The sequence below is a fragment of the Pinisolibacter sp. genome, assembly GCF_036782435.1.
Lineage (GTDB): Bacteria > Pseudomonadota > Alphaproteobacteria > Rhizobiales > Ancalomicrobiaceae > CALBKH01.
In genome coordinates this window covers 1-25,748 of record NZ_DAIPZB010000011.1, presented here as the reverse complement: position 1 = coordinate 25,748, position 25,748 = coordinate 1, and the positions used below count along the sequence as shown (strand labels likewise).

The following is a 25,748-nucleotide window of genomic DNA, read 5'->3' as shown; positions in this document are numbered from 1 at the left end:
TTCTGAGCGCGCCGGCTCCGGTGTAGGAAGGAACGCGGCGGCGGTTCGATCGGCGACCGCGTCCCATCCCCGATGCCGTCGGACCGCTCGACGGCGAGGAGTTCGCATGACCCCACGCGCCCGCGATCTCGGCCTGCCGTTCCCCGGCCGGCCCGGCCCGTTCAACGCCATCACCGACGTCGCCGGGGTCTCCGTCGGCTTCACGACGCTGACCGACCCGGCGAAGAAGATGCGCACCGGCGTCACGGCGATCCGGCCGCGGCGCGACCATGGTCGGCCGGAACCGGTCGCCGCCGGGCACTTCGCCCTCAACGGCAACGGCGAGATGACCGGCACCCACTGGATCGACGACGCCGGCCGGTTCATCGGCCCGGTGCTGATCACCAACACCCACGGGATCGGGGCGGCGCATCACGGCGCGACACGCTGGATGATCGACGCCTATGCCGACCATTTCGCCGGGGACGCCTGGGCGATGCCGGTGGTGGCGGAGACCTATGACGGGGTGCTCAACGACATCAACGCCCTGCACGTCACGCCCGAGCACGCGATCGCGGCGATCGAGGCGGCGGCGGGCGGGCCGGTCGCCGAGGGCTCGGTCGGCGGCGGCAACGGCATGATCGCCTACGAGTTCAAGGCCGGCACCGGCACGGCGTCGCGGCTGGTGGAAATCGACGGGCGGACCTGGACGGTCGGCTGTCTCGTCCAGGCCAATCACGGCATCCGGCCGTGGTTCCAGGTGCTCGGCAAGCCGGTCGGCCGGCTGATGCCGGAAGGGAGCTTCCGCGACCGCGAGCAGGGGTCGATCATCGTCGTCGTCGCCACCGATGCGCCGCTGACGCCGCTGTCGCTGCGCCACCTCGCTCGGCGGGCGGCGCTCGGCGTCGGCCGCGGCGGCACGCCCGGCGGCAACAGCTCCGGCGACATCTTCCTCGCCTTCTCGGTCGCGCCGGTCGGGACGGCGCAACCGGGAGCGTTCGTCGAAAGTGTCGCCCTCGACGGCGACCGCATCGATCCGCTCCATCTCGGCACCGTCGAAGCGGTGGAGGAGGCGGTGGTCAACGCCATCGTCGCCGGCGAGGACACGCCGACGGTGAAACCGCCGGGGCGGATCTGCCCGGGCATCGACCGCGCCCGCCTCGCCGCGCTCTTCGCCGAGGGCGAGTGATGTTCGGCCCGGCCGGCCGACGCCGGGTCGGGCCGGAATCGAGCCTGAAAGTCATTGACCTCCGCCAGAGGCGGAGGTTTGGGACGCTGCGCTTGGACCACTAGAAGTGGTTCTGTTACATCAGGGATTCAGTCTGAACAGTTCGATCTGGTCGGAAGCCTTGTCGGCCTTCTCCTGGTCCCTGATGTAACGTCTAACGACCTGTTCGTCGTACCCGATCGTCGAGACGAAATATCCCCGAGCCCAGAAGTGGTAACCTCGGTACTTCCTCTTCTTTGCGTACCTGTTGGCCACATAGAGAGCCGTTTTCCCTTTGAGGAAGCCCACTATGTAGGACACGGAGTATTTTGAAGGTATCGAGATCAGCATGTGAACGTGATCCAGCATAAGATGCCCTTCTTCGATCCGGCATCCCTTCTGTAGGCACAGCTTCAAAAATTGATCTCGCAACTCCAACCTAAGCGCACCATAGATACGCTTCATTCGATACTTACTCGCAAACACCAAGTGGTATTTGCAGTCCCAAGTGCTGTGTGATAGGCGGTTATCGTCCACTATAACCTCCGTGCTTGGGCCACTACGTGGCCCAAGCACGGAGGTTTCTTTCATACTGTGTAAAACTCTTCCATCCCCCCACCGTAGGTGGGGGTTTCCTTAAGATATAACGACGAAGGCGGCGGGGTCGCCCCCACCGCCTTCGCATGTCTTTCGCGACGTCGCCGATCAGGCGGCCTTGGCGGCCTCGACGGCGGCGCGGGCCTTGACGACCAGCTCGGCGAAGGCCTCCGGCGCGGAGATCGCGAGTTCGGACAGGACCTTGCGGTCGACCTCGATGCCGGCCTTGGCGAGGCCGTCGATGAAGCGCGAGTAGGTCATCGCCGCGTCGACCTGACGGACGCCGGCGTTGATGCGCTGGATCCACAGGGCGCGGAAGTTGCGCTTCTTGTTCTTGCGGTCGCGATAGGCATAGATCATGCCCTTCTCGACGGCAGCCTTCGCGGTGCGAATGGTGTTCTTGCGGCGGCCGTAATAGCCCTTCGCCGCCTTCAGCACTTTCTTGTGCTTCGCGTGAGCGGTCACGCCGCGCTTGACACGAGCCATGGTTCGATTTCCTTCAGATCGACAGGTTCAAGGGGCGGGTTCAGGCGTTCGGCAAGAAGTACTTCTTGACGATGTTGGCATCCGCGTCGGCGAGGACGGTGGTGCCGCGGGCATTGCGGACGAACTTGGTCGTGCGCTTGATCATGCCGTGACGCTTGCCGGCCTGGGCGACCTTGACCTTACCGGTGGCCGTGAGCTTGAAGCGCTTCTTGGCGCCGCTCTTGGTCTTCATCTTGGGCATTTGGCTCTCTCTCGAGTTGCCGGGCCAGGAACGAGGATGCCTCGAAGCTTCCTCGGTCACGCGACCGATCGATCGCGCGTGAACCCCCTGGTCCCGTGAATTGACGTTGGGTTCGAGCCTTCGAGAACCGCCACGGCATGCCCTTTACAGCCGGTCGGTTCGCAAGACCGGCGGGTTATAGGCGGCGAAGACCGGAAATGCAACGGGGTCGGGCGGAAAGCGGGATCTCACTGTGCTCGTGAAATTCGGGATGCCCGAATTTCACGAGCGTCACGGCCCGACCGGCCGACGCCCGTTCGGGCTCGCCTTCACTCACGCAGCCGCGGCCGGCTCGATGCGGGTCGCCGTCTCGCCGTAGGCGATGACGAAGCCGTCGGCGTCGACCGCGATCTCGACCGACGCCTCGCCGCGGCCGAGACGCCAGCGCCGGCCGGCCTCGATCGGCTCGAGCCGCAGCGACGCGCGTTCGACGGAGAGCCCCGGCAGCGTGACCACGACGACGTCGAAGGACTGGGCCTTGGCCGCCTTGGCGCCGAGGCGCTTCAGGATCTGGGTGAGGCCGAAGGGCGAGCCGTCGATCAGACAGTCGGCGAGGCCGGCGAATTCCTTGCGGGTCTTGCCCTCGCCGTCCGACCAGACGCCGTAGCCGTCGTGGCGCAACGCTACCGTCGGGCCGCCGAGGCGGGTCAGGTGCACGGAGCGGGTGCAGGCCCAATCGGGATCGACGACGATGCGCCAGCGGGCGCCGTAGGCCGCCTCGCCGGCGCCGGCGATCACCACCGCCTCGGCCGCGATGCCGCTGTCGGCGATCTTCACCTCGACGTGCTCGAGGCCGGCGTCGTCGCCGGGGCCCAGCCGCCAGCGCAGCGATCGTGTGGTCGATGTCATGGCGACGTCCGCCTCCGCCGTCGTCTCGGCGCGTTCGGCCGTTCCGGGCCACGCGCCGCGGGGGTCTCCCCTCCCCCGAAACGAAGACCCCGCGCCGACCGGGTCGGGCGCGGGGTTCTCTCGATCGGCGTCGCGCTCAGCGCGGCGCCAGGATCATGATCATCTGCTTGCCTTCGAGGCGGGGCTCCGACTCGACCTTGGCGATGTCGCCGACGTCGGCACGCACGCGATCGAGCAGCATGACGCCGAGATCCTGATGCGCCATCTCGCGACCGCGGAAGCGCAGGGTGATCTTGACCTTGTCGCCTTCCTCGAAGAAGCGGCGCGACTGCTTCATCTTGACTTCGTAGTCGTGGTCGTCGATGCCCGGACGGAGTTTGACCTCCTTGATCTCGACGACCTTCTGATTCTTGCGCGCCTCGGCCGCCTTCTTCTGCGACTGGTACTTGAAGCGACCGTAGTCGAGCAGCTTGCAGACGGGCGGCGTCGAGTTCGGCGCGATCTCGACGAGATCCAGTCCGACTTCTTCGGCACGATCGAGCGCGTCGTAGAACGACACGACGCCGACGTTGTTGCCTTCCTCGTCGATCAGCTGGATCTGGGGGGTCCCCCGGATCTCCCGGTTGATACGCGGCCCTTCCTTGGGCGGCGGCGGTGCGCGAAACGGACGGCGAATGGTCGTACTCTCCTCTCTTGGGATCGGCTCCCCACCCGGTCGGCTCGGGAGCCGAGCTGGGCGAGACGGTGCGCGGAAAGCCCCGTGCGCAAAACGCCGAGGCTTTCGGCCGACGGGGTTCACCCGCGCCGAACCGGTGGCCAGACAATTCGCCGAATCCGCTCGGAAGTCAACGCCGCGGGCGTCCTATACGGGATTCGGCAGATCGCGTCGCGATGCCGAATCCAACTCGTCGAAAAAACCTCCGTGTGGGTCGGGCCTTTTCGACGAACGGAATACGGAGTTCGGATGGGGGCATCCGAACTCCGTATGACGGGTGCTACGCGTGATCCCGTAGGGGAACGGCGTGAAGATTCCGTCGACGCATGCGCCGGCGCTCGGGACGGGCGATCGGCGTCTCCCGTCGGGCGCGCCGACGCGGTAGAGAGGGAGCGGGATTCGACGAGGGAGGAGGTCGGCATGGCGGACGAGATGGAGCGGATCACGGTCGGCACCGGCACGGCGGCGCGCGACATCGCGGTGATCCGCCGGACGGGCGCGGGTCCCGGCCTCTTCTGGCTCGGCGGCTTCCGCTCCGACATGACCGGCACCAAGGCGGTGGCGCTCGACGATCACGGCGCGGCGCGCGGCCTCGCCGTCACGCGTTTCGACTATTCCGGCCACGGCCAGTCGGGCGGGCGCTTCGAGGACGGCACGATCTCGCGCTGGCTCGAAGAATCGCTCGCGGTGTTCGAGACGACGACGGGGCCGCAGATCGTGATCGGCTCGTCGATGGGCGGTTGGATGGCGCTGCTCATGGCCCGCGCCCATCTGGCGAGGGTCGGCCGCGACGCCTCGCGGCTGAAGGCGATGGTGCTGATCGCGCCGGCCCCCGATTTCACCGAGGACCTGATGTGGGCCGGGTTCTCAGACGAAATCCGCCGCGAGATCCTGGAGACCGGCGTCCATCGCGAGCCGTCGGAGTACTCCGACGAGCCCCATCTCATCACCCGGGCGCTGATCGAGGACGGGCGGGCGAACCTCGTCCTCGGCCACGAGATCGAACTCGGCTGTCCGGTGACGATCCTGCAGGGGGTGATGGACACCTCCGTGCCGTGGCGCCATGCGGTGCGGCTCACCACGCATCTCACCCGCGACGACGTCACCCTGACGCTCATCCCCGACGGCGACCACCGCCTGTCGCGGCCGCAGGACATCGAGCGGCTGGTGAAGGCGATCGACGGGATGGTGGGGTGAGACCGCCGGCGCGATGCTTCGAGACGGCGCCCTGCGGACGCCTCCTCAGCATGAGGCGCCTGTTTTCTCTCTGCAATCTCGAACGCCTCATCCTGAGGAGGGCCGAAGGACCGTCTCGAAGGATCGGGCACCGTCGCGCGGCGAAACCACTCACCCCAGCCGATCGACGATCAGGTCCACCAGCTTCTCGGCGACTTGCGCCTTGGGCAGGTCGGGCCAGTCGGTGACGCCGCCGGCTTCGACGATGCGGACGGTGTTGCGGTCGCCGCCCATGATGCCGGTCTCGGGGGAGACGTCGTTGGCGACGATGAGATCGGCGCCCTTCTTGGCGAGCTTCGTCCGGGCATTGGCGATCAGGCTCTCGGTCTCGGCGGCGAAGCCGACGACGAGGCGGGGGCGCAGGGTGGCGTGGCGGCCGATGGTCGCGAGGATGTCGGGGTTCTCGACGAAGGCGAGCGTCGGTACGCCGTCCGGCCCCTTCTTGATCTTCTCCGCCGCTTCCGAAGCGACGCGCCAATCGGCGACCGCCGCGGCCATCACCGCGACATCGACGGGTAGTGCCGTCTCGGCGGCCTCGAGCATCTCGCGGGCCGTCTCCACCCGGATCGTCGTCACTCCGGCGGGATCGGGGAGCCCGACCGGGCCGGAGACCAGGGTGACCTCGGCGCCGGCGCGGGCGAGGGCGGCGGCGATGGCGTAGCCCTGCTTGCCCGAGGAGCGGTTGGCGATGTAGCGCACCGGATCGATCGGCTCGTGGGTCGGGCCGGCGGTGACGAGGACCCGGCGACCGGCGAGCGGGCGCGGCGCTTCGGCCTCGGCGAAGAAGGCTTCGATCGCTGCCAGGATCTCCATCGGCTCGGCCATGCGGCCGGCGCCGAATTCGCCGCGCTCGGCCATCGCGCCGACGTTGGGGCCGATGAAGCGGATGCCGTCGGCGGCGAGCCGGGCCGCGTTGCGGACGGTGGCGGGATGGGCCCACATGCGCGGGTTCATCGCCGGGGCGACGAGGACCGGCTTGTCGGTGGCGAGCAACACGTTGGCAGCGAGGTCGTTGGCCAGCCCATGCGCCATCTTGGCGAGGAGATCGGCGGTCGCCGGGGCGACGACGATCAGGTCGGCCTCGCGGGAGAGGCGGATGTGGCCGATCTCGTGCTCGGCGGTCAGATCGAACAAGTCGGAATAGACCCGGTCCTCGGAGAGCGCACCGACCGACAGCGGCGTGACGAACTCCTTCGCCGCCGCCGTCATCACCACCCGTACCTTCGCGCCGCGCTCTCGCAGTCGGCGGATGAGCTCGAGGCACTTGTAGGCGGCGATGCCGCCGCCGATGACGAGAAGGATGCGCTTGTCGGCGAGCATGAGGGTCTCTTCGCGGCGATGGTCCGCCGGCACAGTATCAGCGCCCGCCGGGGCTCGCCATCGGAGCTTCGGGGAAGCGTGAACGGGGGGGCGTCTCGGGCGGCGACGTTCGAGCGACGATCGACGCGTCGATCGATATGAGTCGTCATCCCCGGCCGGAGCGCGCTCGGCGCGCGGAGGGGAAGGGGATCCAGAGATCGCCGCCTTCGATGCGCCGAGACCGGGGAATCACCCGCTGGATCCCCTTCCCTCGCGCGTCGCGCTCGCCGGGGATGACGGGAGAGAACGGTGGATGTGTCCCGAACTGTCTCGCCGACCGGCTCACCCTGTCACAGTTTCCTGAGATCGACCGACTGGATGCGGTGATCGGCGCCTTTGATCAGCACCAGGTCGGCGCGCGGGCGGGTCGGGCGGATGCTGTCGTGGAGGTTGACCAGGTTGATGTTGGTCCACAGATCGTCGGCGGTCGTGGTCGCCTCGGCGTCGGTCAGCTGGGCGTAGCGATGGAAGTAGCTCTGCGGATTGCGGAATGCGGTTTCGCGCAGGCGCATGAAACGCTCGACGTACCACTGGCGCAGCAGCACGTCTTCGGCGTCGAGATAGATCGAGAAATCGAAGAAGTCGGAGACGAAGGGCAGGCCCTGACCGTTCTTCGGCAACTTCGAGGTCTGCAGGACGTTCAGCCCCTCGAGGATGAGGATATCGGGCTGATCGATGGTGACGGTCTCGCCCGGCACCACATCGTAGACGAGGTGGGAGTAGACCGGGGCGGTGACCGCACCCTTGCCGGCCTTGATGGCGGCGAGGAATTCGAGCAGAGCCGGCAGGTCGTAGCTCTCCGGGAAGCCCTTGCGGCGCATCAGGCCCTCACGGGCGAGCACCGCATTGGGCAGCAGGAAGCCGTCGGTGGTCACCAGATCGACCTTGGGGCTCGACGACCAGCGCGACAGCAGCGCCCTCAGGATACGCGCCGTCGTCGACTTGCCGACCGCCACCGAGCCGGCGATGCCGATGACGAAGGGCACCTTGGCGCCCTCGCCGCCGAGGAAGCTGTTGGTGACCGAGAACAAACCTTGCGTCGCCTCGACGTAGAGCGAGAGGAGGCGCGACAGCGGCAGGTAGATCTTCACCACCTCTTCGAGGCTGACCGGATCGTTGAGGCCGCGCAGGCGCACGAGATCGGCTTCGTCGAGGGTGAGCGGCGTGTCGGCGCGCAGATGGGCCCATTCCTCGCGCTCGAAGCGGCGATAGGGCGACAGTTCCCCGGACTTGGCGGTCGTCTCGCGACGGCCGCGGCGATCGGTCTGTTGATCCACCAGTGGAACCCCCTCCGCCGCCCGGATCCTTTCCGGGACCACCGCCGAGTACCTCACCGTCATCCGATCCGGCGCCGAGTGGCCGGCCGGACGATGCGGCCGATCAGTCCTTCGGTCGCAACGCCTTCTCCTCGAGCCCGGTGCGGACGGTGCGTCCGGCGAGCTCGTCCATGACTTCGGCGACCGGCACGTCGGCGACCCTGAGCACCACCAGGAGATGGTAGAGGAGATCGGCCGCTTCGCCGACGAGTTCCTTGCGGGACCCCGCCACCGCCGCGAGCGCCGCTTCGACACCCTCTTCGCCGAGCTTCTTGGCGCAATAGGCCATGCCCTTACCCGCCAGCTTGCGGGTGTAGGACTTCTCGTCGTCCGAGGTCGAACGCCGCGCGATGATGGTCTCGAGGTCGGCGAGAGTGAAGTCGGACATTGTGCGTAACTCGCTCGTCGTAGTCGGGCGACGGAAGCACCCTGTCGGCGGACCGCTCGCGGTCAGCCGTCGAGGCGTACGGGGATGCCGGCGCGGGCCATGTGTTCCTTGGCCTCGCGGATTGTGTAGGTGCCGAAATGGAAGATCGAGGCGGCGAGCACGGCGCTCGCCCCGCCCTTGGTCACGCCCTCGACCAGATGATCGAGGGTACCGACGCCGCCCGACGCGATCACCGGCACGGTCACCGCGTCGGAGACCATGCGGGTCAGCTCCAGATCGAAGCCGATCTTGGTGCCGTCGCGGTCCATCGAGGTGAGCAGGATCTCGCCCGCCCCGAGCGCCACCACTTCACGGGCGTAGTCGATGGCGTCGAGCCCCACGCGGTTGCGGCCGCCGTGGGTGAAGACCTCGAAGCGAGGCGCTTCGCCCGGCTCGGAGACGCGCTTGGCGTCGATGGCGACGACCACCGACTGGCCGCCGACCTGACGCACCGCGTCGGCGACGAACTGGCGATCCTTCACCGCGGCGGTGTTGATCGACACCTTGTCGGCCCCGGCCTTCATCAGGTTGCGGATGTCGTCGAGGGTGCGGATGCCGCCGCCGACGGTGACCGGCATGAAGCAGACCTCCGCCGTGTGGCGGACCACGTCGAGGATGATGCCGCGATTGTCCGAGGAGGCCGTGATGTCGAGGAAGCAGAGTTCGTCGGCGCCGGCGGCGTCGTAGGCCGCGGCCGCCTGGACGGGATCGCCGGCATCGATCAGGTCGACGAAGTTGACGCCCTTGACGACGCGGCCGTCCTTGACGTCGAGACAGGGGATGACGCGAGCCTTGAGCATCAGGCGGCTTCCTTCGCGGCGATCAGCGCCAGCGCTTCCTTCGGGTCGAGACGGCCGTCGTAGAGGGCGCGGCCGGTGATGGCGCCCTCGAGGATGCGTGCCTCCGGCGCCAGCATGGCGCGCACGTCGTCGAGAGAGGCGAGACCGCCGGAGGCGATCACCGGGATCTTCACCGCGCGGGCGAGTTCCAGCGTCGAGGGCATGTTGAGGCCCTTGAGGATGCCGTCGCGGTCGATGTCGGTGTAGACGATCGCCGCCACGCCGGCGTCCTCGAACTTGCGGGCGAGGTCGACGGCCGTCAGTTCCGAGCCTTCGGCCCAGCCCTCGACCGCCACCTTGCCGCCCTTGGCGTCGATGCCGACGACGATGCGGCCGGGATGGAGGCGGCAGGCCTCCTTGACCAGCGCCGGATCGCGCACCGCCACGGTGCCGAGGATGACGCGGGTGATGCCCTTGCCGAGCCAGCCGTCGATGCCGGCGAGATCACGGATGCCGCCGCCGAGCTGAACCTTCATCCGCCCCGACACGGCGGCGAGGATCTTCTCCACCGCCGCGCCGTTGACCGAGCGGCCGGCGAAGGCGCCGTTCAGATCGACGACGTGCAGCCAGGGGAAGCCGAGATCGGCGAAGGCGGCGCCCTGCGCGCCGGGATCGTCGTTGTAGACGGTCGCCTGGGCCATGTCGCCGAGCTTCAGGCGGACGCACTGGCCGTCCTTCAGGTCGATGGCGGGAAAGAGGATCATCGTCGGTCCGTTCGGGTCGGAAGCAGTCGCCGTCAGGGCGCCCACTTCAGGAAGTTGGCGAGGAGAGCGAGACCGAGTTTCTGGCTCTTCTCCGGGTGGAACTGGGTACCGACGACGTTGTCGCGGGCGACGATCGCGGTCACCGGCCGGCCGTAGTCGGCATGGGCGACGAGATCGGCGTGATGCTTCACGTCGAAGGCGAAGGAGTGGAGGAAATAAGCGTGGAGCCCGTCGGGGCCGAGGCGGATGCCGTCGAGCACCGGATGGGGGTTCACCAGGGTCATGGTGTTCCAGCCCATGTGCGGCACCTTGAGGTGCTCGGGGCCGGGCTCGATCGCCTTCACCTCGCCGTCGATCCAGCCGAAGCCGTCGGTCGGTTCGTGCTCGAGGCCGCGGGTGGCGAGAAGCTGCATGCCGACGCAGATGCCGAGGAAGGGGCGACCGCGGTGGGTGACGAATTCGCTCAGCGCCTCGTCCATGCCGTCGATCGCCGAGACGCCCTTGCGGCAGAACGGGAAGGCGCCGTCGCCGGGCAGCACGACGCGGTCGGCCCTGATCACCACGTCGGGGTCGCGGGTCAGGACCACCGGCTGGTCGCGGCCGATCTCGTGCGCCACCCGCTCCAGGCCCTTCTCGGCCGAGCGCAGGTTGCCGGCGCCGTAGTCGATGAGCGCGACGGTCATGGTCTGTCTCCGGGAACGCCCGCGAAGCCGACGATCGGCGGCAGGTCGCGGGGCGGGGTCAACGGCGTTTCGAAACGCGGGGCGGGCGGCGGCGCCGGCGGCAACACGGCGATGCCGCCCTCGGCGCCGGCGACCTTGGCGAAGAAGCGCGCCTCGGCCTCGTCGAGGTCGGAGCCGTTCACCAGGCCGACCAGACGCCAACCGCGGCGCTCCAGCGTCCAGCGCTTCAGATCGAAGGCGGTGGCGGCGAACCACAGGGCGAAGGCGGCCGACAGCACCGTACCGGCGACGTCGGAGACCAGCAGGTCCACCGCCTCGATGCCGACGCTGACGCCGAGCCAGGCGAGGAAGACCAGCCACAACCGGTGGAACGGCGCCCACGCGAAGGGCAGGAACAGCGCCACCCAGGCGAAGCCCTCACGGGTGAAGACCAGCCGGTCGGCCGCGATCGCTTCGCCGAGGTCGCCCTCGGGTGCGTGCACCGTCCAGGTCGCCATTGTCAGTCTCCCAGCGCACCCTTGGTGGAGGGGATCGATCCCGCCTGACGCGGATCGACGGCGAGAGCGCTCCTCAAGGCGCGGGCCGTCGCCTTGAAGGCGGATTCGATCATGTGGTGGTTGTTCACCCCGTAGAGGGTCTCCACGTGCAGAGTCAGCCCGGCGTTGAAGGCGAACGCCCGGAAGAACTCCTCGAAGAGCTCGGTGTCGAAGTCGCCGATCTTGTCGCGGCTGAACGGAATCTTGAACACCAGGAACGGCCGCCCCGACACGTCGACGGCGCAGCGGGTCAGCGTCTCGTCCATCGGCAGATGCACGTCGGCGTAGCGCGAAATGCCCTTGCGGTCGCCCATCGCCTTCTTCAGCGCGAGGCCGAGGGCGATGCCGACGTCTTCCACCGTGTGGTGCTGGTCGATGTGGAGATCGCCCTTCGCCCGCACGGTGAGATCGATCAGCGAGTGGCGCGACAGCTGCTCCAGCATGTGATCGAAGAAGCCGATGCCGGTCGAAACGCCGTAGGTCCCGGCGCCGTCGAGGGCGACGGTCACGGCGATGTCGGTTTCCTTCGTCGTGCGCGTGACGGAGGCGCTGCGCATGGGGAGGCCCTTCCTCGTTCGGGTCGGCCCGCTTTTAGCAGGCGAAAGGGCGAGGGGCAAAGGCCAATGCGGGATGCGGTGAACCGTCGCCGACGCGTTCGATTCCCGCCTCACCCGACCTCGACGTTGCCGAGGAGGCGCGGGTCGGCGAGGAGATGGAGGCGGACGGCGGCGGCACGGGCGAAGCGCAGGGTCATCGCCTTGCGGGTGGCGGCGGCGAGGCGGTGCTCCGGCGCCTCGCGCAGGATCTCGCCGCCGTGGGCGTCGGCGAGGATGAGGCCGCAATCCTCGGGGAAGATGTCGAGCGGTACGCGGGGGCTGGTGGCGAAGAACAGCCGGTCGGAATGGAGCCGGTAGAACGGCCATTTCTGGTCGACGCGGAAATCCTCCACCGACGACTTCACCTCGACGATCCAGATGTCTCCGGAGGGCGACAGGCCGACCACGTCGGCGCGTCGGCCCGAGGCGAGCGGCAGTTCCTCGACCACGGCGAAGCCGAGCTGGACGAGATGGCGCTTCACGCCGCGGGTGACGAGGAGGGTCTCCTCGGGGCGGGAGGGAAGCGGGGCGGTCAGGTCCGGCTCGCTCTCGGCCATCGCCTCACCAGCGGAAGAAGACGAGCGTGATCAGGCCGAAGAGCGGGATCAGGATGCCGAACGACCAGACCATGTAGCCGAAGAAGCTCGGCATCTTGACGCCGCCCTCCTCGGCGATCGCCTTGACCATGAAGTTGGGGGCGTTGCCGATGTAGCTGTTGGCGCCCATGAACACCGCGCCGCAGGAGATGGCGAGCAGCGTCCAGGGGATGTCGTTCATCAGATGCTGCGGATCGCCGCCGGCGAGGTTGAAGAAGACGAGATAGGTCGGAGCGTTGTCGAGGAACGACGACAGGATGCCGGTCAGCCAGAAATACATGGCGTTGTTGGGGCTGCCGTCGGCGTGGTTGACCAGCGCGACGAGCGGGGCGAAGGCGCCGTTCTGGGCGGCCTTCAGCATGGCGATGACCGGGATGATGGTGACGAAGATGCCGGCGAAGAGCTTGGCGACCTCGAGGATCGGTCCCCAGCCGAATTCGTTGGCCTCGCGGATGCGCCTCGGCGTGACGAACAGCGAGGTGATGCCGGCGGCGAGCAGGATGACGTCGCGGGCGATGTTCTGCAGTTCGATCTCGATGCCGCCGACGTGGAAGGAGATCCCCGGCTTCCACGAACCGGAGAGCAGCACGCCACCGACCACGACGAGGAGAAGCAGGATGTTGCGGCGCCCCTCGATGCCGATGCCGGGCGTGTCGGGGGTGGGGTCGCGGAGCGCCTTGAAGGCCTCGTCCTTGTGGTAGAGGTGGCGATCGACGACGAAGAACAGGGCGAGCAGGATGCCGGCGGCGAAGATCGTCTCCTCCACCATGTGGATCGTCGTCCAGAAGAAGCCGACGCCCTTGAGATAGCCGAGGAACAGCGGCGGATCGCCGAGCGGCGTCATCGAGCCGCCGATGTTGGAGACCAGGAAGATGAAGAACACCACCACGTGAACGTTGTGGAGGCGTTCGTCGTTGGCTCTGAGCAGCGGCCGGATCAGAACCATCGAGGCGCCGGTGGTGCCGATGAGCGAGGCGAGCACCGTGCCGATGGCGAGGATCGAGGTGTTGAGGCGCGGGCTGCCGTGCAGGTTGCCGGTGATCAGGATGCCGCCGGAGATGGTGAAGAGCGCCCACAGCAGGATGACGAAGGGGATATACTCGAGCAGCGCGGTGTGCAGCACCTCGCCGCCGGTCGGCCCGGCGCCGTAGAGGACCGCGAAGGGCACGACGAAAGCGACACCCCAGGCCGCCGCCACCTTGCCGTAGTGGTGATGCCAGAAGTGCGGCACCGCGAGCGGCATGATGGCGATCGACAGGAGGATGCCGACGAAGGGGATGGCCCACCAACCGGTGAGCGCCGCCCCGTCGATACCGTGCGCTTCGGCGGCATGAGCCGCCGAGGTGGCCAGGACGAGGGTCGTGGTCGCGGCTGCGAGGACCGCGCCCCGTCGCGCCACGTGAGCCGTGCCCTGGTGAATTCGTCGCATCGTCGTCATGCCTGCCCCCCGCCTTCGTCCGCCGGAGACTAGCATGAGTGATCGCCGGTGCAGCAGGGTGGCGTGGCAGGGATGCGGACTGTTGCCATGCGGCAACGCCGGCCGCGCCGATCGCCGAGAGACCCGGATGCGATCGGCGAGGCCGGCGGGTTCGCCGGCCCGGTCTCAGCTCGCGAGCTTCGCCGCGATCTCGGCGACGTGCCGGCCCTGGAAGCGGGCGGCGTCGAGTTCGTTCTTCGAGGGCTGGCGCGAGCCGTCGCCGGCGGCGATGGTCGTGGCGCCGTAGGGCGAGCCGCCGGCGATCTCGTCGAGCGTCATCTGCGGGGCGTAGGAATAGGGCAGGCCGACCACCACCATGCCGTGGTGGAGCAGGGTCGGCAGGAAGCCGAGGAGGGTCGATTCCTGCCCGCCGTGCTGGGTCGCCGACGAAGTGAACGCCGAGCCGACCTTGCCGATCAGCTTGCCCTGGAACCACAGACCGCCGGTCTGGTCGATGAAGGAGCGCATCTGCGAGGCGACGGTGCCGAAACGGGTCGGCGCGCCGAAGACGATGGCGTCGTATTCGGCGAGTTCCTCGACGGTGGCGATCGGCGCCGCCTGATCGAGCTTGAAATGGGCGCCCCGGGCGACCGCCTCCGGCACCGTCTCCGGCACACGCTTCACCGCCACCTCGGCGCCGGCCGCACGCGCGCCTTCGGCGACCGCGTTCGCCATCGCCTCGATGTGGCCGTAGGTCGAATAGTAGAGCACCAGCACCTTGGTCATGTCGTCGTCTCCCGATCGGGCCCGTTCACCGTGCCGATCCGAGGGGATCGGCGTCCAGGACGAGGACTTGGGGCAACGGCGGCGCTTCCGCCATTCCTCGGTCGGCGAAAGGACCGTTCGACGATATTGGACGATCGGCGCTCGGCTCACGCCGCCCGGACGTGGACCTCCAGGTCGGCGAGCGGTTCGATGAACCGAAGGCCGAGATCGGAGGCGCCGCGACGCACCACCGCGGCCTCGACCCTCGTGCCGTCGCCGAATTCCACCGTGCCGCGATCGCCCGGGGCGACGTCGGCGACCGCCTCGACGCGGCAGCCGACCTCGCTGGCGTCGAGCATCGTCGTCGCCGACCGCCGGCCGCCGAACAGCAGTACCACCGCCTCCTGCGTACGGATACGCGTGTCGGAGCGCCGCTCCTCGACATCGCGCTCGACCTCGTGGAGGAAGCCCTCGACGGCGCGCGACAGGGCCGCGGCGGCGTCCGACAGGAGGCCGGAGGCCGAGCGCACCCGCACCGCCTCCTGCGAAGTGGCGGCGATGGCGTCGTTGACGCCGTGCACGCTGGCGGCCACCCGGGCGGTGCCGTCGGAGGCCGACTGCACCGAGTGGGCGATCTCGCGGGTGGCGGCTTCCTGTTCCTCCACCGCCGAGGCGATGGTGGTGGTGACGTTCGAGATCTCGCCGACGGTCACGGCGATGTCGCGGATCGCCGCGACGGCATGGTTGGTCGAGCCCTGGATCGCGGCGATCTGATCGGCGATCGCCGAGGTCGCCTCCTCGGTCTGACGGGCGAGCGACTTCACTTCGGCGGCGACCACCGCGAAGCCGCGACCGCTCTCACCGGCACGCGCCGCCTCGATGGTGGCGTTGAGGGCGAGGAGGTTGGTCTGGCCGGCGATGGCGCGGATGAGATCGACCACCGTGCCGATCTCGTTCGCCGCTTCCGCCAGGGACGAGACGTCGCGATCGGTGGCGATCGCCTTGTCGGTCGCCGAGGCGACGATGACGCTGGCGCGATGGGCCTGACCGGCGATCTCGCGGATCGAGGCGGCCAGTTCCTCGGTCGCGGCGGCGACCGTCTGGACGTCGCCGGAGGCGCCGTTGGAGGCGTGTTCGACCGATACGGCCTCGTTCGCCGCCGAGCCGGCCACGCGGGTCAGCGTCGCGGCGCTGTCGCGCATCGTCGTGGTCTCGCCGTCGACCGCGCCGAGCGTGTCGGCGATGGTGCGGCGGAAGTCGGAGACCGCCGATTCGACGTGCAGACGGCGCATCCGTTCGCGCTCGCGATCGGCGCGGGTCGTCCGTTCGAGGCCGAAGCGGACGACGACGCTCTCGCGCAGCACCTCGACGGCGCGGGCCATCTCGCCGATCTCGTCGCCGCGATGAACGTCGACGATCTCGACGGCGGTGTCGTTGCCGGCGATGCGGCGCATGGTGCCGGCGAGCCGGACGATCGGTACCGCGACCGAGCGGGCGACGATCACGGTGATCACCGCGATGGCCACGGTCAGAAACGCCAGAAGAACGGCGATCGCCCAGAAGCCGGTCCAGGCGCGCGCGGCGATGGTCTCGGCGTCGGCGACGATGGCGCCGGCGAGCGCATCTTCGACCGACTTCATCGCGTCGATGCGCGCCGTCGCGGCGGCGAACCACTGCGGCCCCTCGACCCCGGTGATGTGGCCGTCGACCGGGGTTTCGAGAACCACCCGGCGCATGCGCGCGACCTCGCCACCGACCGCCCCGGCGAGAGCGGCGTCGAACGCGGCGACCTCGCCGGGTTCGGCATAGCGGCGGAACGTCGCCTCGTGCGTCTCCTGCATGGCGCCGAGCCGGACGAAGGCGCGACGCACGGGCGCGGCGAAGGCGCCGGCGCCGAAGCCGGCGGCGCCCATCGCCCGCTCCTGGCCGGCGCGTTCCTTCTGCTCGAGCAGCGCGCCGTAGGCGGTCAGCGCCCGCACCACCCGGCCGTCGTCGGTGATCGCCACCACGCTCTCGACCATGGCGAGAAGGTCGGCGATGGTGCTCGAATACCACCCGGTGACCTCGGCGAGCGGCCGTGAGCGGCCGTCGACCCCGGCGCGGACCGCCGCCAGATCGGCGAGCGCCTTCGTCGAGGCGTCGAAGGGACGCACGAAGCCGGGGAAGTCGAGGCGGCCGACGGGCCGATCGAGGGCGGCGCGCCACGCCGCCAGCGCGGCATCGGTCTCGGCGCGACGCGCCGCCAGATCGGCGGTGAACGCTCCGTCCTTCGATCCGAGGAAGCCGGCCGACGTTCCCCGCTCCTTCTGCAGTTCGTGCACCAGACCCGAGATCGCCGGCGCCAGCCGCACCACCCGCACGACGCTGGCGGCATCGCCGGCGACATCCCATTCCCGCGACAACATCCGCGCGCCGACGAAGATCAGGGCGAGCATCGGAATGAGGCAGAGAACGGCGATTCGAACCGAGATGGCAGTGCGCGTGAAGAAGCGGGTCATGACGGGATCCGGTGGTGATGGGCGGGACCGACGTCATCGAAACCGTCCACGATTAACGCAGGGTTAGTCGTCCTCACCGAGGACGGCGGCGGCTTCGCGCAATGCGGGAGAGACGGGTCGAGCTTCACCTTTCCGGTTCATCACCGGCAGAGGCGCCGGCGGCACGAGTCACGTCGGGCGACCCGAACGCCGCGGAATTCCGTCGTATCCGGCCCGCTCGACGTTCCTCGTGATCTCGACGCCCGATAGAAATGCGCCACGCATCCGGAAAAACACTGCGACGAAGCATCATCTTTCCGCGCCCTTCACCGCATCGTGACGGCACTCTGCCGAAGTGGCGTAAGCCACGACGAAAGTTCTGGTATTTTTGTCGAGAGTGTCGTCTCGACACGTTGGGGGACGGTCCGCTATCGGAGGTGCACGAGGTCGCTGCCGCGGCGTCACCGCATCGCGATGCCGACCGGGCTGGAAGGGAACAGATGGGCGTCAACGAGCGCGAAGTCGTGGTGATCGGTGGGGGACCGGCCGGGTTGATGGCGGCGGAGGCGATCGCCGACGCCGGTCACCGGGTGAGCGTGGTCGAACGCATGCCGTCCATCGGCCGCAAGCTGATGATGGCCGGGCGCGGCGGGCTCAACCTCACCCATTCCGAAGCCGGCGACCGCTTCCTCGCGCGCTACGGCGCCGCGGAAGCCTTCCTCACGCCGGCGATCGCCGCCTTCACCCCCGGCGACCTGCGCGACTGGGCCCGCGGCCTCGGCGAGGAGACCTTCGTCGGCACGTCGGGGCGCGTCTTCCCCTGCTCCTTCAAGGCGTCGCCGCTGCTGCGGGCCTGGAGCCGCCGCCTCACCGAGCGGGGCGTCACCTTCCGCACTCGAACCCGGTGGACCGGCTTCGCCCCCGGCGGCGTCACCGTCGTCGGACCGCAGGGCGAGGAAAGGCTCGCCGCGGATGCGGTGGTGCTGGCGCTCGGCGGCGCCAGCTGGCCGCGGCTGGGATCCGACGGGAGCTGGACCGCGATCCTTTCGGCCGAAGGTGTCGAGATCGCGCCGCTCAGGCCGACCAACTGCGGTTTCACCGTGCCCTGGTCCGACGTCTTCCGATCGCGATTCGCCGGCGAGCCGTTGAAGCGCATCGCCATCCGCTTCGACGATCGCGTGTCCATCGGTGAAGCGGTGGTGACCGACGACGGGCTCGAGGGCGGCGCCATCTACGGCCTCTCGGCGCCGTTGCGCGAGGCGATCGCGGCAGGTGGGCCGACCGAGATCCGGCTCGACCTGAAACCGTCGGCGGACGCCGCGGAGATCGCCGCGGCGCTCGCCAAGGGGCGCAAGGGCGACAGCCTCGCCAACCGGCTGCGCAAGGCGGTGAGCCTGCCGCCGGTGGCGATCGGACTGTTGCGGGAAGGCGCAGGCAAGGCGCTGCCGAGCGAGCCGGACGAACTCGCTCGCCTGATCAAGGCGGTACCGATCCGCGTCACCGCCGCCCGGCCGCTCGACCGCGCCATCTCCTCGGCCGGCGGCATCGCTCTCGCCGAGGTCGGCCCCGACTTCCAGTTGAAACGATTGCCCGGGGTGTTCGTCTGCGGCGAGATGATGGACTGGGAGGCGCCGACCGGCGGCTATCTGCTGCAGGCCTGCTTCTCCACCGGCCGCGCCGCCGGGCGCGGTGTGGTGCGCTTCCTCGGCAGGTGACCACGGTCGGCCGGAGACGCAGTGCGGCGGGCATGCCGAATTCGTCGGGCGGACACGAAACCGGCGCCGACCCGAAGGCGGCGCCGTCGATAATCGTGGTCGCGGATCCGCGGCTCAGCGCGGGGCGCGCTTGGCGAGGATGCGCTGCAGGGTGCGGCGGTGCATGTTGAGCCGGCGGGCGGTCTCCGAGACGTTGCGTTCGCACAGCTCGTAGACCCGCTGGATGTGCTCCCAACGCACCCGGTCGGCCGACATCGGGTTCTCCGGCGGCGGGGCGCGATCGTCCGTCGAGCGGATCAGCGCCCGCATCACCTCGTCGGCGTCGGCGGGTTTGGAGAGATAGTCGGTCGCCCCGAGCTTCACCGCGGTCACGGCGGTGGCGATGTTGCCGTAGCCGGTCAACACCACGGTGCGGGCATCCGGGCGCTTCTCGCGCAGCGCTTCGACCACGTCGAGGCCGTTGCCGTCACCGAGACGCATGTCGACGACCGCGTAGGCCGGCGCGCGAGCTTCGACCCGTGCCAGCCCCTCGGCGATCGATCCGGCCACATCGACCTCGAAACCACGCAGTTCCATGGCCCGCGCCAACCGCTGCAGGAACGGCTTGTCGTCGTCCACGATCAACAGCGTCTTGTCGGCGTCGGGACTGTCGAACACCGGCTCCTCGGTCATCGTCGTCACCCGCTGATCCACCTTCCCGCTCTCCTCGGCGAGATCCTCCCTGGGGAGGCGAAGTGTAGGTCGAGACGCCTTTCGCATCAATACCCTAGGCGGGCCACCGTCGCAGCTCCGCGGATCAGGGTGAACGTGGCGGGTCGGGAGGCTCCGGCAGACCCTCGATCTCGGCCGCTTCCATCAGGCCACGCGGCCAGACGACGCGGATCTCGGCGCCGTGCGCCGGGAAGGGTTTGTTGGAACAGGTGACCTTGCCGCCGGAGCGCTGCAGGAAGGTGTGAGCGATGAAGAAACCGAGGCCGAGACCACCGCCGACGTGATCGACGGCGCGTTCCATCATCGGCTCGCGGGTCGTCACCCAGGGTTCGCCGAGCCGGTCGATGACCGCGGTGGAGAAACCCGGGCCGTCGTCGGATATGGTGATGGTCACCTGCTCGTCGTTCCAGGTGGCGAAGATCGACACTTCGCTCTCGGCGAAGTCGACGGCGTTCTCGACGATGTTGCCGAGGCCGTAGAGAATCGCCGCATTGCGGCGGCCGATCGGTTCGGCTCCGTCGCCGGCGCATTTCACCGCCAGCCGGGGTCCGGTGTCGCGGAAGGGTTCGACCACCTCGTCGATCAGAGCCGAGATCGACAGGCGCACGTAGTAGGCGTCCGGATCGGCGCCCATCGACGACAATTTGCGCAGGATGTCGCGGCAGCGCTCCGACTGGGAGCGCAACAGCGCCACGTCGTCGGCGAGCGGCGAGCCGGGGGCCAGTTCCCGCTCCATCTCGCGGGCGACCACGGCGATGGTGCCGAGCGGCGTGCCCAGTTCGTGGGCGGCGGCGGCGGCGAGGCCGTCGAGGGCGGTCATATGCTGTTCGCGCTGGAGAACCAGTTCGGTGGCGGCGAGCGCCTCGGCGAGGCGACGCGATTCGTCGGCGACGCGGAAGGCGTAGAGGGCCGAGAAGGACAGCGTCAGCAGGATGGCGAGCCAGGTGCCGAGCACGTAGAGCGGCGGCAGCGACGGCGGCGAGACCAAGCCCCAGGGCAGCGGCAGATGGAAGCCGGCGAGCAGCGTCACCAAGACCGCCACGACCACACCGAGCAGCGCGGTGGAGCGCGGCGGCAGCGAGGCGGAGGAGACCAGCACCGGGGCGAGCACCAGGAAGGCGAAGGGATTCTCCAGCCCGCCGGTCAGATAGAGCAGCCCCGAGAGCTGGATGACGTCGTAGCCGAGCAGCACCGTGGCGTGGATGCCGTCGAGACGGTGGATGGTGGAGAACTGGAAGCGGAGCGCCAGATTGAGCGCCACCGAGGCGCCGATCAGCACGAAACAGGAGACCAGCGGCAGATGGAAGCCGAGGCCGAAGCGGACGAAGAGCACCGCCGCGGTCTGTCCGGCGACGGCGAGCCATCTGAGCTTGACCAGCGTGTCGAGCTTCAGCGAACGGATCGAACTGTCGCCGAAGTCCGACAGGACACCCAACATCCCGGCTCTCCTCTGCCTCGTTCGGCGCGGTTCGTCGCCGTCACGTTCCCGCGATCCGGCGCGTGACCGGCCTTCCGCCGCGCCGATGGCGAGTCTATACGACGATCGAGTGGCCGCGACCATCGCCCGATCCCGCGCCGCCCCACATTCCATCTCGAACGGACCCGCGCCATGCCCGCCGCGCCGGCACACGAGCCCCGCTTCGCCATCGAGGTCCGCGATCTCGTCAAACGGTTCGGCGCCGTCGCCGCCGTCGACGGCATCTCCTTCGAGGTGGCGCGGGGCACCGTCACCGGGCTCCTCGGCGGCAACGGCGCCGGCAAGACCACCACCATCGGCATGCTGATGGGGCTGATCCTGCCCGACGCCGGGACGATCCGCATTCTCGGCCACGACATGCCGGGCGAGCGGGCCGTGTTGCTCGAACGGATGAACTTCGAGAGCCCCTACGTCGACATGCCGCATCGCCTGACGGTGCGGCAGAACCTGACGGTGTTCGGCCGACTCTATCGGGTGGAGAACCTGAAGGCCCGCATCGCCGAACTGGTCGAGGACTTCGACCTCGCCGCCTTCGTCGACCGCAAGGCGGGTCAGCTCTCGGCCGGGCAGAAGACGCGGGTGGCGCTGGCCAAAGCGCTGCTCAACTCACCGGAGGTGCTGCTCCTCGACGAGCCGACCGCGTCGCTCGACCCCGACACCGCCGACTGGGTGCGCGGCCGGCTCGAGACCTATCGGGCCGCGACCGGCGCCACAATCCTGCTCGCCTCGCACAACATGCCCGAGGTCGAGCGACTGTGCGACGACGTCGTCATCCTGCGGCGCGGCCGCATCGAAGATCGCGGGTCGCCGAGCGATCTCCTGCGTCGCTACGGTCGCGACACGCTCGAGGAGGTGTTCCTCGACGTCGCCCGCGGCACTCGCGCCGAGGGCGCGGAGCCGGCGGCGGCGCAGCGCGAGGAGGTGGAGCCATGAGCGCGACCCGCGGAGCCGGCGGCTTCTCCTTCACCCGGGTCGGGGCGATGGTGCTGCGCTACTGGTATCTCCTCTCCAATTCCTGGCCGCGGGCGGTGGAACTGATCTACTGGCCGACGGTGCAGATGCTGACCTGGGGCTTCGTCCAGCTCTACGTGGCGCAGAACTCGTCGTTCTTCGCCAATGCGGCCGGTCTGTTCGTCGGCGGACTGCTCTTGTGGGACGTGCTCCTACGCTCCCAGCAGGGCTTCGCCTTCGCCTTCCTGGAAGAGCTGTGGTCGCGCAATCTCGGCAACCTGCTGATGAGCCCGCTGAAACCCTCGGAGTTCATCGTCTCGCTGATGGTGATCTCGATCATCCGCCTCGCCATCGGCATGATCCCGGTGACCTTTCTGGCGATCCCGCTGTTCGGCTTCAACGTCTGGGGGCTGGGGCTGCCGCTGGCGGTATTCTTCGTCAATCTGGTGATCGCCGGCTGGTCGATCGGCCTCGTCATCATCGGCATCCTGCTCCGGCAGGGCATGGGGGCGGAGGCGCTCGCCTGGTCGCTGATGTTCCTCCTGATGCCGATCACCTGCGTCTACTATCCGGTCGCCACTCTGCCGGCGATCGTTCAACCGATCGCCTGGGCGCTGCCCACCACCTATGTCTTCGAGGGCATGCGGGCGATCCTCGTCACCCACACGTTCCGAATCGACCTGATGGCGACCGCCTTCGCCATGAACGCGCTGTGGTTCACCGCGGCGGTCTTCGTCTTCTACCGGTTGTTGGCGGCGGCGCGCCGGGCCGGCTCGCTGCTCCAGCAGGGCGAATGACGGCGGGTGCATCGCGGTAAGAGCTTCATCGGCGAAAGATCTTTCGTGTTGCGGTGCGGCATCCTCGCCGGCTAAGACGAATTACCGATGGATGAACCTCGGCCTCGGGCTGGAAACCGGCGAAGTAATCGATTGAAATGCCGGCTGGCTCGGAGAACCGCCTCGAGGGGACATGTTCTATCAGCTCTACGAACTGAACCACGCCGCTCTTCGTCCGCTGCGCGTCGCCGCGGAAATGGGGCACATGGCCGTTTCCAACCCCCTCAATCCGTGGGCGAACACCTCGGTGGGGCGGTCGCTGGCGGCGACCTTCGAGGTGATCGAACGGGCCACGCGCCGTTACGGCAAGCCGGCCTTCGATCTGCCGGCGACGGTGGTCGACGGCAAGGAGGTTCCGGTCGTCGAGAAGGTCGTCTGGCAGAAGCCCTTCTGCCATCTCGTCCATTTCGAGCGCGAAATCCGCAAGGATCGCCCCGCCGATCCCAAGGTGCTGATCGTCGCGCCGATGTCGGGCCACTACGCGACGCTGCTGCGCGGCACGGTCGAGGCGATGCTGCCGGCCCACGAGGTCTACATCACCGACTGGATCGACGCCCGCATGGTGCCGCTGACCGAGGGCGGCTTCGATCTCGACGACTACATCGACTACGTCATCGAGATGATCCATCACCTCGGCGAGAACGTGAACATCATCGCGGTGTGCCAGCCGTCGGTGCCGGTGCTCGCCGCCGTGTCGCTGATGAACGAGGATCGCGATCCGCTGGCGCCGGCGACCATGACGCTGATGGGCGGCCCGCTCGACACCCGCATCTCGCCGACCGCGGTCAACAAGGTCGCCCACACCAAGGGCATGGCGTGGTTCGAGCGCAACGTCATCATGCGCGTGCCGTTCCCCAATCCCGGTTTCCTGCGCGAGGTCTATCCGGGCTTCCTGCAGCTCGGCGGCTTCATGTCGATGAACCTCGACCGGCACGTCTCCGCCCACAAGGACTTCTACCAGCACCTGATCGTCGGCGACGGCGATTCGGCGGAGAAGCATCGCGACTTCTACGACGAGTATCTGGCGGTGATGGACCTCACCAAGGAGTTCTATCTCCAGACGATCCGCGTCGTCTTCCTTGAGCACGCCCTGCCCGAAGGCAAGATGACCCACCGCAATCGGCTGGTGAAGCCGTCGGAGATCCGCGACACGGCGCTGTTCACCGTCGAGGGCGAACTCGACGACATCACCGGGCCGGGTCAGACCCAGGCGGCGCACACCATGTGCGTGAACCTCGCCCCGGAGAAGCAGCAGGACTACGTCCAGCCCGGCGTCGGCCACTACGGCGTCTTCAACGGCTCGAAGTTCCGCGCCAACATCCAGCCGCGTATCGCCGAGTTCATCCGCCGCCACGCCCGCCCCGCCGCCTGACGGCGGGGTGAGGCCGACGAACCGCGCGGCTCGCGGCGCCGTCCGCGCGCCGCGCCGTCGGGCTCGGTCGGAGACGCGGTCGGACGACGCCATCGCCGATGACCCGCGGCGGGGATCTTGAAACCGGGGCCCGCCGGGACCAGATGCTTCCCTGTGACGACCGACCCACCGACCCGGGATCCTCCCGGTCGGGTGAGGGTATGCGAGGCGTCTTCGAGAGGTCCCGCCCATGCGCGCCGATCCCGTGATCCGTCCCGGCTTCCATCCCCTGTCCATCGGCCTGATGGTGCTCGGCTTCGTCGTCGCGTGGCCGCTCGGGCTCGCCATGCTCGCCTACATGATCTGGGGCGACCGGATGCAGGCGTTCTTCGCCGGCGTGCGCAACGGCTACGAGCGCTCCCGCTTCGCCGCCGAGATGCGCCGCGGCTTCGGCTCCGCCGGGTTCGGTGGGACGGGCTTCGGCTCGACCGGCAACGCGGCTTTCGACGCCTATCGTGCCGCCGAACTGGAGCGGCTCGAGGCCGAACGCCGGCGCCTCGACGAGGAGCGCCGCGAGTTCGAAGCCTACATGACGCATCTGCGCCGCGCCCGCGACCAGGAGGAGTTCGACCGCTTCAAGGCCGAACGCGCCGCCCGCCGCATGCGCGACGGCGACCCGACCCGCACCTGAGGTTCCGCGTGTTCGGGTTCGGACCCCGCCGGACGGCACGTGCGGCGCCCCCCGAGCACGTGACCGTCCCCATCGCCGGCCGCGACGTTCGCGTCGCGGTCAGAGTTTCGCCGCGGGCGTCGCGCTTCACCCTGCGCATGAGCGCCGGCCACGGCGACCCGGTGCTGACCGTCCCCGCCCACGCACGTTTCGCCGACGGGCTCGACTTCCTCGAGCGCCACAGCGGCTGGCTCGCCGAACGGCTGGCGCGGAGGCCCGCCGCGGTCGCTTTCGCACCGGGGGCGCTGGTCCCTTTCCGCGGCACGCCGCATCTCCTTCATCATCGCCCGGAAAAGCGCGGCACCGTCTGGGTGGAACCGGCGACCGGCGACGTCGAGGCGCCGCTCCTGTGCGTCGCCGGACGACCCGAACACATGGCGCGACGGGTGCGCGACTTCCTGCGCCGCTCGGCCCACGCCGAGCTGGTGCCGGCGGTGGCGACCCACGCGGCGCGGCTCGGGGTGAAGAGCGGGGCGATCCGCATCAAGGACACGCGGTCACGCTGGGGATCCTGTACCGCGGAAGGAGAGCTCTCCTTCTCCTGGCGGGTGATCCTGGCGCCACCGCACGTGCTCGACTATCTCGCCGCCCACGAGGTGGCACATCTCCGAGAAATGAACCACTCGATCCGCTTCTGGCGTCTGGTGCGCGAGACCTGCCCGCGCATGGACGAGGGCCGCCGCTGGCTGAAACTCAACGGCTCGGCGCTGCATTCCTATGGCGTGGAGTGAGACGGCTCCCGACGAAGTTTCGGCCTTTTCGAAACATCGTCGGCGAAGGCAAGCCCGAACGGGCGTCGGCCGGCCAGGCCGTGACTCTCATGAAACTCGGACGAGTCCGAATTTCATGAGCCCAGTGTGAGGAGACCTGTGCGCGGATAGCCCTCGACGACCGTCTACTGACGTGATTCACT

General features: G+C 68.7%; 27 protein-coding genes. 8 read left to right on the top strand and 19 right to left on the bottom strand.

All coding sequences use genetic code 11. The features are described 5' to 3' along the window. Positions 1-106: 106 nt before the first annotated feature. Positions 107-1,168, top strand: a complete 1,062-nt coding sequence (locus V7Q42_RS06635) for a P1 family peptidase (RefSeq protein WP_333823111.1) — start codon at positions 107-109, stop codon at positions 1,166-1,168. 120 nt (positions 1,169-1,288) lie between these two features. Here the strand turns inward: V7Q42_RS06635 and tnpA are convergent, their stop codons facing one another. The 5 genes from tnpA to infC form a co-directional block, all read right to left on the bottom strand. Further along, positions 1,289-1,726 carry an IS200/IS605 family transposase gene (gene tnpA / locus V7Q42_RS06630; RefSeq protein WP_442958170.1) on the bottom strand — a complete coding sequence of 146 codons (438 nt, stop codon included), beginning with the start codon at positions 1,724-1,726 and terminating at the stop codon, positions 1,289-1,291. Positions 1,727-1,891: 165 nt separating this feature from the next. After that, the gene (gene rplT, locus V7Q42_RS06625; RefSeq protein WP_333823110.1) at positions 1,892-2,269 is read right to left on the bottom strand and encodes a 50S ribosomal protein L20; all 378 of its coding nucleotides are present in this window, start codon (positions 2,267-2,269) and stop codon (positions 1,892-1,894) included. A gap of 40 nt (positions 2,270-2,309) precedes the next feature. Further along, on the bottom strand, positions 2,310-2,510 hold the full coding sequence (gene rpmI / locus V7Q42_RS06620) for a 50S ribosomal protein L35 (protein WP_333823108.1): 201 nt from the start codon (positions 2,508-2,510) through the stop codon (positions 2,310-2,312). Positions 2,511-2,822: 312 nt separating this feature from the next. Continuing rightward, positions 2,823-3,398, bottom strand: a complete 576-nt coding sequence (locus V7Q42_RS06615) for a putative glycolipid-binding domain-containing protein (protein WP_333823106.1) — start codon at positions 3,396-3,398, stop codon at positions 2,823-2,825. Positions 3,399-3,534: 136 nt separating this feature from the next. After that, a complete protein-coding gene (gene infC / locus V7Q42_RS06610) occupies positions 3,535-4,074 on the bottom strand; it encodes a translation initiation factor IF-3 (protein WP_333823197.1) in 540 nt (179 codons plus the stop codon). 459 nt (positions 4,075-4,533) lie between these two features. Between infC and V7Q42_RS06605 the strand changes: the two genes are divergently transcribed. Continuing rightward, a complete protein-coding gene (locus V7Q42_RS06605; protein WP_333823104.1) occupies positions 4,534-5,310 on the top strand; it encodes an alpha/beta hydrolase in 777 nt (258 codons plus the stop codon). Between the two features lie 150 nt (positions 5,311-5,460). On the opposite strand, the gene coaBC is transcribed toward V7Q42_RS06605, so the two are convergent. From coaBC to V7Q42_RS06545, 12 genes are all read right to left on the bottom strand, one after another. After that, positions 5,461-6,669 carry a bifunctional phosphopantothenoylcysteine decarboxylase/phosphopantothenate--cysteine ligase CoaBC gene (gene coaBC, locus V7Q42_RS06600; RefSeq protein ID WP_333823103.1) on the bottom strand — a complete coding sequence of 403 codons (1,209 nt, stop codon included), beginning with the start codon at positions 6,667-6,669 and terminating at the stop codon, positions 5,461-5,463. A gap of 329 nt (positions 6,670-6,998) precedes the next feature. Further along, positions 6,999-7,985, bottom strand: a complete 987-nt coding sequence (coaA, locus tag V7Q42_RS06595; protein WP_333823102.1) for a type I pantothenate kinase — start codon at positions 7,983-7,985, stop codon at positions 6,999-7,001. Between the two features lie 103 nt (positions 7,986-8,088). Next, on the bottom strand, positions 8,089-8,412 hold the full coding sequence (locus V7Q42_RS06590; RefSeq protein ID WP_333823101.1) for a phosphoribosyl-ATP diphosphatase: 324 nt from the start codon (positions 8,410-8,412) through the stop codon (positions 8,089-8,091). Positions 8,413-8,474: 62 nt separating this feature from the next. Next, the gene (hisF, locus tag V7Q42_RS06585) at positions 8,475-9,251 is read right to left on the bottom strand and encodes an imidazole glycerol phosphate synthase subunit HisF (protein ID WP_333823100.1); all 777 of its coding nucleotides are present in this window, start codon (positions 9,249-9,251) and stop codon (positions 8,475-8,477) included. Next, a complete protein-coding gene (gene hisA / locus V7Q42_RS06580; RefSeq protein ID WP_333823099.1) occupies positions 9,251-9,994 on the bottom strand; it encodes a 1-(5-phosphoribosyl)-5-[(5-phosphoribosylamino)methylideneamino]imidazole-4-carboxamide isomerase in 744 nt (247 codons plus the stop codon). The genes hisF and hisA overlap by 1 nt, the downstream gene beginning before the upstream one ends. 32 nt (positions 9,995-10,026) lie before the next feature. Next, positions 10,027-10,677 carry an imidazole glycerol phosphate synthase subunit HisH gene (gene hisH, locus V7Q42_RS06575; protein WP_333823098.1) on the bottom strand — a complete coding sequence of 217 codons (651 nt, stop codon included), beginning with the start codon at positions 10,675-10,677 and terminating at the stop codon, positions 10,027-10,029. Next, positions 10,674-11,174 (bottom strand): DUF2628 domain-containing protein, encoded by a 501-nt coding sequence (locus tag V7Q42_RS06570; protein ID WP_333823097.1) that lies wholly within the window; start codon positions 11,172-11,174, stop codon positions 10,674-10,676. Before V7Q42_RS06570 ends, hisH begins: the two co-directional genes overlap by 4 nt. Before the next feature lie 2 nt (positions 11,175-11,176). After that, positions 11,177-11,770 (bottom strand): imidazoleglycerol-phosphate dehydratase HisB, encoded by a 594-nt coding sequence (gene hisB / locus V7Q42_RS06565; RefSeq protein WP_333823096.1) that lies wholly within the window; start codon positions 11,768-11,770, stop codon positions 11,177-11,179. Between the two features lie 110 nt (positions 11,771-11,880). Beyond that, positions 11,881-12,366, bottom strand: a complete 486-nt coding sequence (locus V7Q42_RS06560) for an MmcB family DNA repair protein (protein WP_333823094.1) — start codon at positions 12,364-12,366, stop codon at positions 11,881-11,883. 4 nt (positions 12,367-12,370) lie between these two features. Beyond that, positions 12,371-13,834, bottom strand: a complete 1,464-nt coding sequence (locus tag V7Q42_RS06555; RefSeq protein WP_442958169.1) for a sodium:proton antiporter — start codon at positions 13,832-13,834, stop codon at positions 12,371-12,373. Positions 13,835-14,008: 174 nt separating this feature from the next. Continuing rightward, on the bottom strand, positions 14,009-14,608 hold the full coding sequence (gene wrbA / locus V7Q42_RS06550; RefSeq protein ID WP_333823092.1) for an NAD(P)H:quinone oxidoreductase: 600 nt from the start codon (positions 14,606-14,608) through the stop codon (positions 14,009-14,011). 146 nt (positions 14,609-14,754) lie between these two features. Beyond that, a complete protein-coding gene (locus V7Q42_RS06545; RefSeq protein WP_333823091.1) occupies positions 14,755-17,085 on the bottom strand; it encodes a methyl-accepting chemotaxis protein in 2,331 nt (776 codons plus the stop codon). 251 nt (positions 17,086-17,336) lie between these two features. Here V7Q42_RS06545 and V7Q42_RS06540 point away from each other — a divergent pair, with 251 nt between their 5' ends. Next, the gene (locus V7Q42_RS06540) at positions 17,337-18,779 is read left to right on the top strand and encodes an NAD(P)/FAD-dependent oxidoreductase (RefSeq protein WP_333823090.1); all 1,443 of its coding nucleotides are present in this window, start codon (positions 17,337-17,339) and stop codon (positions 18,777-18,779) included. Between the two features lie 114 nt (positions 18,780-18,893). Here the strand turns inward: V7Q42_RS06540 and V7Q42_RS06535 are convergent, their stop codons facing one another. Together V7Q42_RS06535 and V7Q42_RS06530 are read right to left on the bottom strand one after the other, a co-directional pair. Next, positions 18,894-19,451 (bottom strand): ActR/PrrA/RegA family redox response regulator transcription factor, encoded by a 558-nt coding sequence (locus tag V7Q42_RS06535; RefSeq protein ID WP_333823196.1) that lies wholly within the window; start codon positions 19,449-19,451, stop codon positions 18,894-18,896. A gap of 124 nt (positions 19,452-19,575) precedes the next feature. After that, the gene (locus V7Q42_RS06530; protein ID WP_333823089.1) at positions 19,576-20,928 is read right to left on the bottom strand and encodes an ActS/PrrB/RegB family redox-sensitive histidine kinase; all 1,353 of its coding nucleotides are present in this window, start codon (positions 20,926-20,928) and stop codon (positions 19,576-19,578) included. 171 nt (positions 20,929-21,099) lie between these two features. Here V7Q42_RS06530 and V7Q42_RS06525 point away from each other — a divergent pair, with 171 nt between their 5' ends. From V7Q42_RS06525 to V7Q42_RS06505, 5 genes are all read left to right on the top strand, one after another. Beyond that, positions 21,100-21,900 carry an ABC transporter ATP-binding protein gene (locus V7Q42_RS06525; RefSeq protein WP_333823088.1) on the top strand — a complete coding sequence of 267 codons (801 nt, stop codon included), beginning with the start codon at positions 21,100-21,102 and terminating at the stop codon, positions 21,898-21,900. Then, positions 21,897-22,715 (top strand): ABC transporter permease, encoded by an 819-nt coding sequence (locus V7Q42_RS06520; protein WP_333823086.1) that lies wholly within the window; start codon positions 21,897-21,899, stop codon positions 22,713-22,715. Before V7Q42_RS06525 ends, V7Q42_RS06520 begins: the two co-directional genes overlap by 4 nt. A 172-nt stretch (positions 22,716-22,887) precedes the next feature. Then, the gene (locus V7Q42_RS06515; protein WP_333823085.1) at positions 22,888-24,126 is read left to right on the top strand and encodes a polyhydroxyalkanoate depolymerase; all 1,239 of its coding nucleotides are present in this window, start codon (positions 22,888-22,890) and stop codon (positions 24,124-24,126) included. A 229-nt stretch (positions 24,127-24,355) separates the two neighbouring features. After that, positions 24,356-24,796 carry a DUF2852 domain-containing protein gene (locus tag V7Q42_RS06510; protein WP_333823084.1) on the top strand — a complete coding sequence of 147 codons (441 nt, stop codon included), beginning with the start codon at positions 24,356-24,358 and terminating at the stop codon, positions 24,794-24,796. Between the two features lie 59 nt (positions 24,797-24,855). Further along, positions 24,856-25,566: a M48 family metallopeptidase gene (locus V7Q42_RS06505; RefSeq protein ID WP_333823083.1), complete on the top strand. Its 711-nt coding sequence runs from the start codon at positions 24,856-24,858 to the stop codon at positions 25,564-25,566. The last annotated feature ends 182 nt before the right edge of the window (positions 25,567-25,748 follow it).